The following is a 15,504-nucleotide window of genomic DNA, read 5'->3' on the forward strand; positions in this document are numbered from 1 at the left end:
CGAGCTTGCTCGCGAAGGGTGTTCTGTCGGAGGGGCTTGATGTGGCTTAGTGTGGTGATGGGTATCGCTTCGCTCAGCCCATCCTACGGGGCTTTCCTGGAACTGTAGGAGCGGGCTCTGCCCGCGAATCGCGCGCAGGGCGCGCTCCTACATGGGAATGGCGCGGGTGGGGCAGCGTAGGAGCGGATCTCATCCACGAACCGCGCCGGAACATCCGGCCATCGCGGACAAGGTCCGCTCCTACGCCCGTGCTTCCTGTAGGAGCAACTGTCTTGCGCCGAGGTGCTCTTCGTAGGATGGGTTGAGCTTGTGTTCTGCCGGGACACATAGGTAACGCCTGTCGGGACACATGGGTAACGGTTTCCCATGGTCACTCCGGCTGCCTGAGGTCGACCTGCCGGACCGTTTTGTTGATGAAAATGATGTCGAGTACGCCATCCTCCTTGGCGGGGCGGATGGCGACTCGCTCACCCGCCAGACCTTCGCTGACGAATACCATTCGGCCATCGAGGCGAATCTGGCCCTTGGTATGTACCGTCAGCACCCGCTCTCCGGGCTCGTACTCCACTTCCAGCAACTTTTCCGGGTATGGCCTGGGGCTGCTCCGGTAACGCGTCAAGGGCGGCTTCTGGCCCAGCGCCTGATGCGGACGTTGCTGATTGTACTGTTCCAGCCAGCGGTCCATACCCGCCTGGCATTGCTCCAGGGTGCGGAAGTGCGCGTCGTGCAGCAGCTCGCGCTTGAGCGTCTGATGGAAGCGTTCGAGCTTGCCTTGGGTCTGCGGATGGTGAGGCCGGCTGTGTCCGACCTTGATGCCCAAGCGCATCAACCAGACTTCCAGAGCCGAGAGGCCGCCGCGACGGGTTGAGCCCCAGGGTGGGCCGTTGTCGCTGGTAATGCGCCGGGGCAGGCCATAGCGCCGGAATACCCTGATCAGTTGTTGGCGGACCGTTTCACGCCGCTCGTCAGCACAGGCCGCCAGGCACAGGGCAAAGCGTGAGTGGTCATCGAGCAGCGTCAATGGATGGCAATGCTGGCGCTGGCCGAACAGCGCAAAGTGCCCCTTGAAGTCCATCTGCCAGAGGTCGTTTGGCGCCTCGTGCTCGAAGCGCGATGTCGCGGCAGGGCCGGCGTCGGCCCCATAACGCAACGGCCGGCCATGCCGGCGCAGAATCGCATCGAGCGTGCTGTGATGCGGACGTGCAGACTCGTCACCCGACATCAGGCTGCGCAGTTTGCGGCCGCCCCAGGCGGGATAGGCCTCATGCAAGGCCAGGACAGCGTGCTCCAGGTCCTCGCTGCTACGGCGGGGGCAACTCAAGGGACGCCGGGACTTATCCAGCAATCCCGGTTCGCCTTGCTCTTGGTAGCGTCGAAGCCACTTGTAGGCTGTTTTCGGACTGATCTCGAAGCGCCGGCACAGCTCCCGCACGTTGGCATCAGGCTGTTCTGCCAGGAGAACGAACTCATATCGACTGGACACAGGTGTGCACTCCTTCCACGGCATCGCTCGATCTCCCGATACGGCAATTCCGTGATCCTAAATGCGTTACCTATGTCTCCCGACACCTGTTACCCATGTCTCCCGGCAGAACACTTGCGATACCCATGCTGCCGTGGTGATGGGTATCGCTTCGCTCAACGCCATCCTACGAAAAGCCGTGCTTCCTGGCACCGTAGGAGCGGACTCCGTCCGCGATTCTCTCAAGCCCTACGACCACCCATACCGCCGCGCGAACCACCCCTTCACCGCCTGGGTCAGCCCCATGTAGCCCAGCAGGATCGCCACCAGCCACGGCCAGTAGCCCGGCGGCAGCGGCTGCATGTGGAAGTAGCGCGCCAGCGGTCCCATGGGCAGGAAGATCGCCAGCGCGCCGATGCCCGCGGTCATCGCCAGCAGCGGCCAGGAGGCGCGGCTCTGCAGGAAGGGGATGCGCCGGGTGCGGATCATGTGCACCACCAGCAGCTGCGAGAGCAGCCCCTCGACGAACCAGCCGGACTGGAACAGCGTCTGGTGGGCCGGGGCGTTGGCGCCGAATACGTGCCACAGCACCAGGAAGGTGGTGATGTCGAAGATCGAACTCAGCGGCCCGAAGAACACCATGAAGCGCCCCAGGCCGTCGGGGTTCCATTGCTGCGGGCGGCTCAGCTGTTCGGCGTCCACGCCGTCGAAGGGGATGGCGATCTGCGAGATGTCGTACAGCAGGTTCTGCACCAGCAGCTGCATCGGCAGCATCGGCAGGAACGGGATGAAGGCGCTGGCCACCAGCACGCTGAACACGTTGCCGAAGTTGGAGCTGGCGGTCATGCGGATGTATTTGAGCATGTTGGCGAAGGTGCGCCGCCCTTCCACCACGCCCTCCTCCAGCACCATCAGGCTCTTTTCCAGGAGGATCAGGTCGGCCGCTTCCTTGGCGATGTCCACCGCCGAGTCCACCGAGATGCCGATGTCCGCGCTGCGCAGCGCCGGGGCGTCGTTGATGCCGTCGCCGAGGAAGCCCACCACGTGGCCGCGCTCGCGCAGCACGCGGACCAGGCGTTCCTTGTGCGTCGGCGTCAGCTTGGCGAACAGCGTGGTGCGCTCGGCCAGTTCGCCCAGCTCGGCGTCGTCGATATCGTCCAGCTGCGGGCCCAGCAGCACGCCGTCGACCTGCAGGCCGACGTCGCGGCAGACCTTCAGCGTCACCCGCTCGTTGTCGCCGGTCAGCACCTTCACCGCCACGCCGTTGGCGGCCAGGGTGCGCAGGGCCGGGGCGGTGGTTTCCTTGGGCGGGTCGAGGAAGGCGATGTAGCCGTCCAGGCACAGCCCCTGCTCGTCGGCCAGGCCGTAGGTGTCGCGGTTGGTCGGCAGTTCGCGGGTGGCCACCGCGACCACCCGCAGGCCGTCCTGGTTGAGCGCCTCGGCCACCGCGCGGATGCACGCCAGGCGTTCGCCGGTCAGCGGTTCGACACGCTCCTGCTCGCGCACCGAGGCGCACACCGCCAGCACTTCCTCCAGGGCGCCCTTGCAGATCAGCAGGTGGTGATCGTCGCGTTCGCTGACCACCACCGACATGCGCCGGCGGGCGAAGTCGAAGGGGATTTCGTCGACCTTGCGGTAGCGGCTATCCACCCGCAGCGCCTGGCGCAGTTCCACGTGCTCGAGCACGGCCACGTCCAGCAGGTTCTTCAGCCCGGTCTGGTAGTGGCTGTTGAGGAAGGCCAGCTGCAGCACCCGGTCCTCCACCTCGCCGAAGGCGTCGGTGTGGCGTTCCAGGACGATGCGGTCCTGGGTCAGGGTGCCGGTCTTGTCGGTGCAGAGGATGTCCATGGCACCGAAGTTCTGGATGGCGTCCAGGCGCTTGACGATGACCTTGCGCCGGCTCAGCGCCACCGCGCCCTTGGCCAGGGTCGAGGTGACGATCATCGGCAGCATTTCCGGGGTCAGGCCCACGGCGATGGACAGCGCGAACAGCGCCGCCTGCAGCCAATCGCCCTTGGTGAAGCCGTTGAGCAGCAGGACGATGGGCGCCATCACCAGCATGAAGCGGATCAGCAGCCAGCTGACCTTGTTGACCCCGGCCTGGAAGGCGGTGGGCGTGTGGTCGCTGGCGATCACCCGTTCGGCCAGGGAGCCGAAGTAGGTCTGCGCGCCGGTGCCGACTACCACCGCGCGGGCCGAGCCGCTGACCACGGTGGTGCCCATGAAGCACAGGCTGTCGCGCTCCAGCGGGTTGCCCTGGCGGGCGTCGCGGACCTGGGCGAACTTCTCCACCGGCAGCGACTCGCCGGTGAGCGCCGCCTGGCTGACGAACAGGTCCTTGGCGCTGAACAGGCGAACGTCCGCCGGCACCATGTCGCCGGCCGACAGCCACAGCACCTCGCCGGGCACCAGCTGGCGGATCGGCACCTCCAGGCGCTGCGCCGCGCCCTGCCCGCCCTCGGGGTAGCGGAACACGGTGGCGGTGTTGCTGACCATGGCCTTGAGCTGCTCGGCGGCGTCGTTGGAGCGTTTCTCCTGGACGAAGCGCAGCAGCGTGGAAATGCCCACCATGGCGCCGATCACCACCGCCGCCGCGCTGTCGCCGGTGAACATGGAGACCAGCGCCAGCACGCTGAGCAGCAGGTTGAAGGGGTTGCAGTAGCACAGCCACAGGTGCCGCCACCAGGGCATCGGGCGCTCCTGGTCGACCTCGTTGAGCCCGACGCTGTCGCGGCGCTCGGCGGCCTCGGCCTCGCTCAGGCCCTCGCGGCGGCTGCCCAGGCGCTCGAACAGCGCCTGCGGCTCCAGCACCGACCATTCCAGCATGCCCTGGGCCAGTTGCGCCGGCGCCTGGCGCCCGGCCGCCGAGCCGCGCAGCAGGTCGAGCAGCACCAGCCGGCGCAGCTGCCGGGCGGGCAGGCCCTTGTTGAGGAACTCCAGCAGGTGGGTCCTGATCTGTTCGAAACGCATGACGACTCCCCGATCACTGCCGCCCTGACCAGCGGCAGCGGGAGTCTGCAAGGGGTTCCTTAAGACGCCATGAAGACGGGAGAGCCTGCTCACGATCTGCTGCGCGTCGGCATAACTGCGTTGAAAGCAGGCGAGTGATGCTCATTTAGCGGACTAAACTGCGCCCCCTCGCCTGCTTTCGCCTTGTTCTGCTCTAGCTCGCGAGATCGTGAACAGGCTCTACAGGCTCTTTAAAAGTCGCGCTTGTAGAAAATATCCAGCGAGCTGGCCAAACCGCTGGCGGCCTCCAGGTAGACCTTCTTGCTCAGCAGGTAGCGCAGGGCGATGGTGTTGGCCGGTTCGAACACGCCCACGCCGTAGCGCAGGCTCAGGCGCTCGGAGAGCTGGCCGCTGGCGACCACGCTGGTGCTGGTACCGGTGCCTTCGGTGCCCAGTTCGAAGTCCTTGATGCCCAGCTGCTTGGCCACCTCGCCGGTGATCGGCGCGCTGCCGGCCAGGCCCAGGGCCAGGGCGGCCTCGCCGAGCATGTTGCTGTCCTCGCCGGTGGACAGCGGGCGGCCCATGACCAGGTAGGACAGCGCCTGCTCCTGGCTCATCGCCGGTTCCGAGAACACTTCGCTGCGCGGCTGCTCGGCATTGCCGGTCAGGCGCAGGCCGGCGATCACGTCGTCGACCTTGCGGATCGCCTCGATGTCCAGGTACGGCTGGTCGATGGGGCCGGCGAACAGCAGGCGCGCGCGGCGGATGCTGAGTTTCTGCCCGTAGGCCCGGTAGCGGCCCTTGTTCAGGCTCAGCTCGCCGCGGGTGTCCATGTCGTCGCCGATGTGCACCTGGCCGGCCAGCTCGGCGCTCAGGCCGAAGCCGCTGAAGGTCAGCTTGTCCTGGCCGACAAGCACGTCCACGTCCATGGCCAGGTGGGGGCCGCCCTGCTCCCTGGGCGGCGCGCCGACGATCAGGGTGTCGTCGGAGAGCTTCACCGTCGAGGGCGGCAGCTGGCGGATGACGATGGCCCCGCGCGGCACCTGCACCTTGCCGGAAACGCTGAGCTTCTGGTCGGCCATGCGCAGCGCCAGGTCCGGGGTGACTTCGAGGTTGGCGTAGGGCTCGACGCTCACCGGCAGGTCCGTGCCGCGCACCGCCAGGTCCATGTCCAGGCCCTGGCTCCAGGCCAGGTAGCCGCCCAGGCTGCCGTTGCCCTTGTCGCCGCCGCTCCAGGTGCCGCTGAGGTCGACGCGCTCGCCGGCGATGCGCGCCAGCACCTGCAGGTTGGCCAGGCGCGTCGGCAGGTCGCCGCCGGACAGCTCGCCGCCGGAGAGCCGCAGTTCACCGTCCAGGCGCGGCTGCATGAGGCCGCCGGAAATGCGCCCGTTGCCGTCCAGGCGGCCCTTGAGCGTCTCGACCATGGGCACGAAGGGCCGCGCCACCGCCAGGTCCAGCCCGGCGAGGGTGAAGCTGCCGCTCAGCGGCTTGTTCTTCGGCCGCGGGTCGAGCACCGCCTGGGCCTCCAGGGTGCCGAGCTTGTTGCCGTGGAACTGCAGGCTGCTGTCGATGCGGGTGGGCGTCAGGCGGCTTTCCAGGCGCAGGCTCTGGTAGGGGAAGTCGAGCCACTGGTCCTGCTCTTTCAGGCGCAGGGTGCCGGCGCCGGCGTCCAGCAGGATGTTGCCGTTGGGGCCGCGGGCCGGCAGGTCGAGCTTGACGTCGCCGTTGAGCTTGCCCTGCCAGGCGAAGTCCTCGGGCAGCCAGCGCGCCAGGCTGTCCAGCGGGAAGTCGCGCAGTTGCCAGCGCAGCTGCGGCTCCGGCAGCAGGCGCTGCTCGCCGCCGCAGAGGCTGGCCGGGCCGGAGGCCCAGCAGTGCGCGCCCAGGTTCAGGCGGCCGTCGGCCAGGCGCTCCAGGCGCGCCGGCTGTTGCAGGCGCCAGTCCTGGCCGCCGCTGTGGATTTCGCCCTTGGCCAGGCGGCCGCGCCAGTCGCGGCCGTTCCAGCTGCCGTCGAAGCCCAGCGCCAGCACCAGCGGGCGACCTTGCAGGGACAGGTCGAGCTGCTGGCGTTGCAGGTCGCCCTGGCCGCTGGCCTTGAACTGGCCCAGGCGCGTGTCGCCGGCGCGCACGCCGTCGGCCAGCAGCTCCAGGCGGCCGCGCTGGGCGGCGTCGAGGCGGGCGCTGAGGTCGAGGCTGCGCACGCCGTTGTCCTGGAAGGCCAGGCGCTGGCCCTTGAGGCTCAGCTCGCCCTGGGGCGCATTGAGACTGCCGGCCAGGTCGAGGCGGCCGTTCAGCTGGCCCTGCAATTGCGGCCAGAGCTGGCCCAGGCGCGCCAGGGCGATGTCCAGGCGCCCGGCCAGGCGCTGGTCGAGGCTGGCCTGGCCACTGATGCGGTTGTCGCCCAGGCGCAGTTCCAGGCCGTCGACCTTCCAGTTCTGGCCCTCGCCGTTGGCGATGGTCTTGAAGACCGCCGGCTGGCCGCGCAGGCGCCCTTGCAGGTCGAGGTTGGCCTGCACGGCGAGCACACCGTTCTTGAAACTGCCCTGGCTGCTCAGCGGCCCGCCGAGCTTGCCCGGCAGTTCGGCGACCCAGTAGGCCGGGTCGAAGTCGCTCAGCTTCAGTTGCGCATCCCAGGCCAGGGTGTCGGCGAACTTCAGGCCCAGGCTGCCCTCGGCCTTGCCCTGCCCGGCGACCAGTTGCAGCGACGGCAGGTGCACCTCGGCGAGGTTGCCGGACACCGGGCTGCTGAGCTGGAAGGCGCCGGCCGGGCCGCTGAGTTCGGCGGCGAAGTTGCCCAGGTAGGCCTCGTCGCGGTATTGCAGGTCGGCTTGCAGGCGGTGCATGGAGACCGGCGGCGGCTCCATGGGGTACAGGCGCAGCCAGGGGAAGTCCAGCCAGTCCAGCTTGGCGTCGGCGGCGAAGCCGTCCTGCCAGTCGAGGCGGCCGCTCAGGCCCAGGCGCTGTTCCGGCGCGGCGATGAGGTTCAGCGCGGCGATGTCCGCACCCTTGGCGTCGACACGCCCCTGCAAGGCCAGGGCGACGTCGCCGCCCTCCCCCGGCAGCACGGCCGAACCATTGATGCGGTAGCCGGCGGCCAGGTCGCCCGCCGCTTGCAGCTGCACCTTGTTCAGCACCAGGGTGTCAGGCAGGTCGGCCGCGCCGCGGAAGCCGTCGGCGCTGATCTTCGCGCTGGCCGGCAGGTTCTCCGCCAAGGGTTGCAGGTCGCCGCTCAGGTGGCCTTGCAGGTAGCCGCTGCTGTCGGCTTCCAGCAGCAGGTGGCCGAGCAGTTCGCCCTTGGCCTGCAGCTTCAATGCCCAGGGCTGCTCGCCGGGCGCCGGCAGGCGCAGGCTGCCCTGGGCCTGCAACGGCCAGTTGCCCTGCGGGGTGAGCAGGCCGCTCAGGTCTACGGCCAAGTCACCGCGGGCGGCCTTGAGCACGTCGATGTGCAGGCCGTCGGCTTCCCAGTGGGCGCTGGCCTGGACGTTGCTGACCTGTTCGTTGCCATCGAGCAGGAAGCTGCCCAGGCGCACCTCGCCCAGGCGCACAGCCAGCGGCAGTTTCAACGCCGGCAGCTGGATCGGCCCCTCGCTGGGTTCCGCTGGCCCCGGCGCCAGGCGCAGCTGCACGCGCTCGACGATCAGGCGGTCGATGCACAGCGCGCCTTGCAGCAGGCAGGCGGGCGACCAGGCGAACTGCGGCCGCTCGACCTCCAGCTCGGTGGCGCCGTCGCTCCAGGCCAGGCGCTCGGCCTGCCAGGCGCCGCCCAGCCGGCCGGCATAGCCCTGCACCTGCAGGCCCGGCACCAGGCCCAGGGCCCAGCGGCTGCCGGCCTCGCTGCCGAGGATGGCGGCCAGCGCCACGGCCAGCAGCAGGATCAGGCCGAGCAGCGCGGCCACCAGGTATTTCAGCAGGCGCTTCACAGCTCGGGCCCCATGGAGAAGTGGATGCGCCAGCCACCGCCCTCGTCCAGGCCATCGGCCAGGTCCAGGCGCAGCGGCCCCACCGGCGACACCCAGCGGATGCCGAAGCCGACGCCGGTCTTGATCGAGGGGAAGTCCAGCGAGTTGAAGGAGTTGCCCTGGTCGATGAAGGTCGCCAGGCGCCATTTTTCGGCCAGCGGGTACTGGTATTCGACGCTGCCGGCGACCATGTAGCGCCCGCCGATGCGGTCGCCCTGGGAGTTCTTCGGCGACAGCGTCTGGTAGTCGTAGCCGCGCACGCTCTGGTCGCCGCCGGCGAAGAAGCGCAGCGACGGCGGGATGCTCGAATAGTCGTTGGTGGCGATGAAGCCGACCTGGGCGCGGCCGAGCAGGCGGTGGCCGCCGGCGAAGGTGGTCAGGCCCTTGGCCATGGCGCTGACGTGGGCCAGGTCGGCGTCGGCCAGCAGGCCCTCCTTGGCCACCTTGGTCTCCAGTTGCAGGCGGTAGCCCTGGTGGGGGTCGACCTTGTTGTCGGCGTGCAGGATGGAATAGCCGAAGCCGGGCATGAGGAAGCTGCTGTTGCCCGAGTCGTCGCCCAACAGGTATTCCTCGTGCAGCCAGCCCAGGGAGAACGAGCGCTGCCAGCCGCTGGGCAGCTTGCGCAGCCATTCGCCGCCGAGGGTGAACTGCTTGCTCTCGGTGTCCACCAGGTCTTCGTTCTGGTAGCCGGTGGTGAAGCGCAGCTTGTCGGTCAGCGGCGGGTCCAGCGGCACCTCGTACCAGGCGCCGACGTTCTGCCGCGGCCCGGAGACTTCGGCCTCGGTGCCCAGGCTGTGGCCCTGGGGGTTGACCCAGTGGCGCGTCCAGCTGAACTTGGCGCGCGGCCCCACGTCGGTGGAGAAGCCCAGGCCGACGCCGAGCGAGCGCGGCTTGCGCGCGGTGAGGTGGACCGCCACCGGGATGCTCGCGCCCTTGGCCTGCAGCGGCGAGGCGTCGACGCGAACGCCGTCGAAGTAGCCGCTGGACTGCAGGGCCTGGTTGAGGTCGGCGATGAGTTCGGAGTCGTAGGCCTCGCCCTGCCGGAAGGGCACCATGCGCCGCAGCAGTTCCTCGTCGAAGGGGTAGTCGCCGCTGAAGCTGACCGCGCCGAGGGCGAAGCGCGGGCCGCTGGCGTAGACCAGCTCGATGTCGGCCACCCCGGCCTCGGGGTCGACGCGCAGTTGCTGGCGGGTGAACTGGCCGCGGAAGAAGCCGAAGCGCGAGGCCTGGTTCTGGATCAGCCGCTTGGCGTCCTCGTAGGTGCCGTGGTTGAGCTGCGCGCCGGGCTTCAAAGTATCGCCGCCGGGCACTCGGAAGCTCTTCAGCTTAGCCGCCGGCCCCTCGATGCGGATGTCGACCGTGCGCAGCTTCACCGGCTCGCCGGGCGAGACGTCGATGCGCAGGCGCGGGTTCTTGGCGTCGCCACGCACCCGCGCGCGGATGCGCGCCTGGTAGTAGCCCAGCGCCTGGGCGGCCTGCACGGCCTGCTGCTGGACCGTGCGACGCAGGCGTCGCAGGGCGGTTTCGTCGCGCCCTTCCACGCTGCCCACATAGGCCTCGATATTGGCCTTGAGCGCAGAGTTGGCGGGGTCGATACGTACGTCGAGCTGGCTTTCCGCTGCCACTGCCGCGCCGATCCAGCACAGCAGGCCCATCAGCGCTAGCCGAATCGTTCCTTGGAGTCTCATGGCGCGAGATGCTAGCACGATGGCCGTGACAATCCAGCGCCGCGGCCCCTGGGCCGCGGCTTTGCGCGATGGCGAGGGGCTATCAGCCCTCGCGGGCCAGGCGCGCTTCCGGCTGCGGATTGGGGTGGAACAGCACGTGTTCGCGCAGCGGCCCCAGCGCCACTTCGCCTACCTCCTCGTAGCCGTGGCGGCGGTAGAAATCCAGGTAGCGGGCGTTGCCGGTGTCCAGCACCAGGCCCTGGGAATCCACGTCGTCGACACACCAGGCATGCAGGGCGTCGAGCAGCTGTTCGCCGAGGTGGCGGCCCTGGAATTCCGGGTGCACGCCCAGCAGCGGCAGCACGTGGTAGGGCCCCGGCGGCAGGCAGCCGAGCACGGCCTCGTGGTAGGCCAGGTAGCGCCGCGTGCAGCGGAAGCCGGTGGTGAGCAGCATGCGCATGCGCCAGGCCCAGCTGTCGGTGATGTCCAGGCGGCGTTGCGGCGGGGCGATCAGCGCCACCGCCACCAGGCGCTCGTCGATCACCAGGCCGAGCACCGGCAGGTCTTCGGACAGGTGCCGGTTGGTCAGCTCGCGCACGGTGGCGCGCACCCGCTGGTCGAAGCCGGGGCGGTCGCTTTCGAACAGGTAGGCGAAGGTCGGCTCGTGGCGGTAGGCGTGGTAGAGCAGCGAGCGGATCTCCCGGGCGTAGGAATCGCCCAGCAGGCGGACTTCGGCGAGCGTCTCAGGCATGCGGACACCTCTTGTTATCGTGTTTGGGCCCAGAGCCGAACCCTAGCAGCGCCGCGCCCGCACCGCCAGCGAACGCAGCCGGGCCGTCGCGGCATTTGCCGCTGCCGGCGCCAGCGGCTAGCATCGTCACTTTGCCCAGGACGCTGCGGATGAAAATCGTCTCTTTCAATATCAATGGCTTGCGTGCCCGCCCCGCCCAACTCAAGGCGATCGTCGAGACGCACCAGCCCGACGTCATCGGCCTGCAGGAAACCAAGGTCGCCGACGACCAGTTCCCCCGCGAAGAGATCGAGGCCCTGGGCTACCAGGTGCACTTCCACGGCCAGAAGGGCCACTACGGCGTGGCCCTGCTCTCGCGCCAGGCGCCGCTGGAAATCCGCTACGGCTTCCCCAACGACGGCGAAGACGCCCAGCGCCGCTTCATCTGGGGCACCTTCGCCGATGCCGACGGCCAGCCGATCACCGTGATGAACGGCTACTTCCCCCAGGGCGAGAGCCGCGAGCACCCGGTGAAGTTCCCGGCCAAGGAGCGCTTCTACGCCGACCTGCAGCAGTTGCTGGAAAGCCAGTTCAAGCCCGAGCAGCGCCTGGTGATCATGGGCGACATCAACATCTCGCCGGAAGACTGCGACATCGGCATCGGCGAGGAGAACCGCAAGCGCTGGCTGCGCACCGGCAAGTGCAGCTTCCTCCCCGAGGAGCGCGAGTGGCTGGGCAAGCTCAAGGCCTGGGGCCTGGTGGACAGCTTCCGCCAGTTGCACCCGCAGGTGGACGACCGCTTCAGCTGGTTCGACTACCGCAGCCGCGGTTTCGAGGACGAGCCCAAGCGCGGCCTGCGCATCGACGTCATCCTCGCCTCCGAGGCGCTGCGCCCGCGCCTGGCCGACGCCGGCATCGACTACCAGATCCGCGGCATGGAAAAACCCTCCGACCACGCGCCCATCTGGCTCAAGCTGAGCTGATCAGCCAGCGGCGCGCGCCAGCCAGTCGGCCAGCGCGCGCTGCAGTCCGGCTAGCGCCGCGTCGGCCTGGCCCAGGCGCGCTTCCAACCCCTCGCCGTCGCCTTCGCAGATTCTCTGCAGGGCGCGGCAATGCCCTTCCGCCTCGGCGGCGCCGATGATCGCCGCAGCGCCGGCCAGGCGGTGCGCCAGGTCGCCCAGCGCCTTGCGGTCGCCACGGCTGCGGGCCTGGTGCAGCTGCTCGATGTCGCCGGCATTGGCCTGCGCCAGGGTCCGCACGAACTCCCGCGCCGCCTCGCTCTCCAGCGGCTGCGGGCCGAACAGGCCGCGCAGGTCGAAGGTCGCCTCGGCGGCCGGCTCGGCCAGCCCGGCCGGCGCCATGCGCTGCGCGCCGGCCAGCGCCTGGGCCAGCATGTCGAGGGTCAGCGGCTTGAACAGCACCTGGTCCATGCCGGCGTCGCGGCAGCGCTGCACTTCTTCCTCCTGGGCGTTGGCCGTGGCGCCGATCACCCGGCAGCGCCGCCGCCCTTGCTCCCGCTCGTGGGCGCGGATGCGCCGGCTCAGCTCGTAGCCGTCGACGCCGGGCATCCGGCAATCGCTGATGACCGCATCGAAGTCGCCGGCCAGCCAGGCCTGCCAGCCCTCCTCGCCGCCAGCCGCCAGGGTGGCGCTGTGGCCCAGGTGCGCCAGTTGCTGGTGGAACACCATGCGGTTGGCCGGGTGGTCGTCCACCGCCAGCACCCGCAGCGTGCCCGTGGCGCTGGCGCTGGCGCCCGGTTGCGTGGCGTCCGGCGGCGCCTCGGTGAGCGCCAGCGGCAGGCGCACGCTGAAGCAGGAACCTTGGCCGGGCTCGCTGCGCAGGCCGAAGGCGCCGCCCATCAGCTGCACCAGGCGCTGGCTGATGTGCAGCCCAAGGCCGGTGCCCTGGCGGCTGGCGCCCTGCTCCACCTGGACGAAGGGCTGGAACAGCCGGGCCTGGTCCTCGGCGGAAATGCCGATGCCGCTGTCGATCACCTCCACCAGCAGTTCCAGGCGCTCGCCCTGGCGCTGGGCGCTGGCCCGCACGCGCACGCCGCCGCGCTCGGTGAACTTCACCGCGTTGTTCAGCAGGTTGAACAGCACCTGCTTGAAGCGCAGCGCATCCAGCAGCACCCAGTGGTCCAGCTCGCCCTCGGTTTCCAGGTCCAGGCCCAGGCCCTTCTGCGTGGCCAGGCCGGCGAACAGCGCCACCGCGCCTTCGATCTCGCGGCGCAGCAGCGCCGGCTGCGGCGTGGAGTCGATGCGCCCGGATTCGATGCGTGCCAGGTCCAGCACGTTGCCGATCAGCATCAGCAGGGCCCGCGCGGCGTCCTGCGCCACCTCCAGGGCCTCGCGGTCGAGCACGCCGCCGCGGGCCTTTTCCAGCACCAGTTCCTGCAGGCCGACGATAGCGTTCATCGGCGTGCGGATCTCGTGGCTCATGGTCGAGAGGAACTGGCTCTTGGCGGCGCTGGCCTGGTCCGCGCGCTGCCGCTCGCGCTCCAGCTGGTTGATCAGTTGCTGGCGCTCGGTCAGGTCGACCCAGCCACCGATCACGCCCTGCACCACGCCGTCGCCATCGTGCTGGGCCACCGCCCAGTGGTAGACATAGTGATCGCCGTCGCGCAGGCGCAGCACGTAGTCGCCCGGCGCCGGCATCTCGCCGTCGGTCACCTGCTGGCGGTGCACCTGCATCAGGCGCTCGGCCTCCTCCTCGGGGAACCAGCCCAGCTCGCCGATGGCCTTGCCCAGGCAGTCCTCCAGGCGCGCATCGAACATGCGCAGCATGGCCTGGTTGCAGAGGTCCAGGTGGCCCTCGCGGTCGAGGCGGTAGACCGGGTTGGGCAGCGCCTCGATCAATTCGTTGAGCAGCCCCACCTGGGCGCCCAGGCGCCGCTCGGCGCGCCGCGTGCGCAGCACCTGGCGGTTGAGGTAGAAGCCCCAGACCAGCGACAGTAGCACCAGCGCGCCGGCCAGCGCGGCGCCGCTGAGGATCGCCTGGCGGTGCTCGGCCCAGAAGTCGCCGCCGCCGGAGGCCAGGCGCGGTTCCCAGCGCCGCACCAACTCGGCCACCTCCTCCGGGTCCACCGACAGCTGGGCCTTCTCCAGGATGGAGTAGAGCTCCGGCTGGTCCGGGCGCACGCCGATGCTGAAGGGGGTGCTCAGGTCTTCGAGTATGCCGGCGACCTTGAGGCTGTCCTTGAACTCGCCGGCGATCAGCGCGCGGGCGCTGAACAGGGTGCTGACGGCCGCCGCGCTGCGCTGCTCGGCCACCTCGCGCAGGGCCAGGCGCTGGTTGTCCGCCGACTCCAGGCGGGTGTCCGGGTAGCGCTCGATGAGCGCGCGGTTGAGGTAGGGGTCGATGGCGATGGACACGCGCTTGCCGGCCAGGTCGTGGAGGTCGTGGACGGCCGCCGCGTCCTTGCGCATCACCAGGAGCATGGTGGCCCGCAGGTAGGGCGGCAGCAGCGCCAGGCCCTCGTTGCTCGGCGGCACCACCGGCGTCAGCCAGGCGCGCCCGGCGTGCAGCTCACGGAACACGTCGGCGTAGTCGTCCACCGCGGCATAGGCGAAGCGCAGGCCGGAGCGCTGGCCCAGCAGGTCCAGGTAATCGCGGGCGATGCCGCTGACGCGCCCGTCGGCGTCGGCCTGGGCCAGCGAGCCGCTGTGGCGGTTGACCACCACCGGCACCCGCGGGTGCTCGGCCAGCCAGCGGTTTTCCCGCGGCGTCAGCACCACCCGCTGGCCGCCCAGGCGCAGGCGCTCGCCGGCGCTCCAGCGGCGCAGGATCTCCTCGTTGCGCTGCACGTCGATGCGCGCCAGGCCGCGGTCCACCAGGCCGAGCAGGCGCTCCTCGCCGGGCCGCATGAGGAAGCCGAAACCGGCGCTCTCCAGCGGCGCGAAGTTGTCGATGCGCAGGTTGAACAGGTAGTTCATGTTGATCAGGTAGTGCACCGACAGCGCATCGCCGAGCATGCCGTCGACGTTGCCCAGGCTCAGCGCCTCCAGGGCCCGCAGCGGCGAGGCGAAGAGCAGGACGCGGCTGTTGGGATAGGCCGCCTGCACCTGGGCCAGGCGCAGGTAGTCAGCCACCAGCGCAAGGGTGGTGCCGGGGCGGCTGGCGTCGAACGGGCGGGCATCGTCGCTGACCAGCACCGGCTGGTCCTGCAGGTAGGCGCGGCTGAGCAGCAGGCCGCGGGCCTCGGCCTCGCTGGCGGTGCCGCCACAGACCATGTCGATCTCGCCCTTGCGCAGCGCCTCGAGCGCCGCCTCCCGCGAGGGGTAGGCGTAGACGCGCTGGTAACCGCCGGCCAGCAGCCCCAGGTAGTCGGCGCTGACGCCCTCCAGGCGGCCGCCGCCGACGATCTGCAGCGGCGGCCGGTCGACCTGCGCCACGCCGACGCGCAGCGGGCCGCGCTGCGCCAGCCAGTCACGCTCGGCGGGGCTCAGCCAGCTATTGGGCATGTGCGCGCTGTAGCCGGAGAGGGTCAGCGGTTGCAACGGCGGCTGGTCGACGGCCAGGGCCGGCGCCGCGCCCAGCAGCAGGGCAGAGCAGAGGATGAGGCCGCGTACTGGGGACATGGCGCTCCTTGCGGGAATGGCTCGGCAGCCCGGACGGACCGCTGCTGAATGACTATAGCCAAAGCGGCGGCGCCCACCCGGCGCGCCCGCAAGGCCCGGCGTCACCGCACTGAAACCTTGCCCGCCTATGCTCCCGGCCTCGTCCGCAACCGCCCTGGAA

At 69.8% G+C, this 15,504-nt stretch carries 7 protein-coding genes; 1 reads left to right on the forward strand and 6 read right to left on the reverse strand.

Annotation, left to right across the window (positions count from 1 at the left end):
• Positions 1-370 precede the first annotated feature (370 nt).
• The 5 genes from ACTWJ5_RS19875 to ACTWJ5_RS19895 all read right to left on the reverse strand — a co-directional run bounded on the left by ACTWJ5_RS19875 (position 371) and on the right by ACTWJ5_RS19895 (position 10,785).
• On the reverse strand, positions 371-1,507 hold the full coding sequence (locus ACTWJ5_RS19875) for an IS481 family transposase (RefSeq protein WP_135499969.1): 1,137 nt from the start codon (positions 1,505-1,507) through the stop codon (positions 371-373).
• Between the two features lie 204 nt (positions 1,508-1,711).
• Positions 1,712-4,432, reverse strand: coding sequence for a magnesium-translocating P-type ATPase (gene mgtA, locus ACTWJ5_RS19880; protein WP_444436372.1), 2,721 nt, complete (start codon positions 4,430-4,432; stop codon positions 1,712-1,714).
• Positions 4,433-4,662: 230 nt separating this feature from the next.
• A complete protein-coding gene (locus ACTWJ5_RS19885; RefSeq protein WP_444436373.1) occupies positions 4,663-8,328 on the reverse strand; it encodes a translocation/assembly module TamB domain-containing protein in 3,666 nt (1,221 codons plus the stop codon).
• On the reverse strand, positions 8,325-10,022 hold the full coding sequence (locus ACTWJ5_RS19890; protein WP_249917024.1) for an autotransporter assembly complex protein TamA: 1,698 nt from the start codon (positions 10,020-10,022) through the stop codon (positions 8,325-8,327). Before ACTWJ5_RS19890 ends, ACTWJ5_RS19885 begins: the two co-directional genes overlap by 4 nt.
• Positions 10,023-10,137: 115 nt before the next feature.
• Positions 10,138-10,785: a GNAT family N-acetyltransferase gene (locus ACTWJ5_RS19895; protein ID WP_061561340.1), complete on the reverse strand. Its 648-nt coding sequence runs from the start codon at positions 10,783-10,785 to the stop codon at positions 10,138-10,140.
• A gap of 149 nt (positions 10,786-10,934) precedes the next feature.
• On the opposite strand from ACTWJ5_RS19895, the gene xthA reads away from it, so the two are divergent.
• Positions 10,935-11,747 (forward strand): exodeoxyribonuclease III, encoded by an 813-nt coding sequence (gene xthA, locus ACTWJ5_RS19900; RefSeq protein ID WP_444436374.1) that lies wholly within the window; start codon positions 10,935-10,937, stop codon positions 11,745-11,747.
• On the opposite strand, the gene ACTWJ5_RS19905 is transcribed toward xthA, so the two are convergent.
• Complete coding sequence (locus tag ACTWJ5_RS19905) at positions 11,748-15,344, reverse strand: ATP-binding protein (protein ID WP_444436375.1); 3,597 nt, start codon at positions 15,342-15,344, stop codon at positions 11,748-11,750.
• Positions 15,345-15,504: the final 160 nt, after the last annotated feature.

Source organism: Pseudomonas sp. A6, from assembly GCF_052367875.1.
Taxonomy (GTDB): Bacteria; Pseudomonadota; Gammaproteobacteria; order Pseudomonadales; family Pseudomonadaceae; genus Pseudomonas; species Pseudomonas citronellolis.

Bases quoted from the DNA above. Each gene is read 5' to 3' on its own strand.
- ACTWJ5_RS19905 (WP_444436375.1), bottom strand. From the start codon at position 15,344: ATGTCCCCAGTACGCGGCCTCATCCTCTGCTCTGCCCTGCTGCTGGGC.
- ACTWJ5_RS19875 (WP_135499969.1), bottom strand. From the start codon at position 1,507: ATGCCGTGGAAGGAGTGCACACCTGTGTCCAGTCGATATGAGTTCGTT.
- ACTWJ5_RS19890 (WP_249917024.1), bottom strand. From the start codon at position 10,022: ATGGGCCTGCTGTGCTGGATCGGCGCGGCAGTGGCAGCGGAAAGCCAG.
- ACTWJ5_RS19895 (WP_061561340.1), bottom strand. From the start codon at position 10,785: ATGCCTGAGACGCTCGCCGAAGTCCGCCTGCTGGGCGATTCCTACGCC.
- mgtA (WP_444436372.1), bottom strand. From the start codon at position 4,432: ATGCGTTTCGAACAGATCAGGACCCACCTGCTGGAGTTCCTCAACAAG.
- xthA (WP_444436374.1), top strand. From the start codon at position 10,935: ATGAAAATCGTCTCTTTCAATATCAATGGCTTGCGTGCCCGCCCCGCC.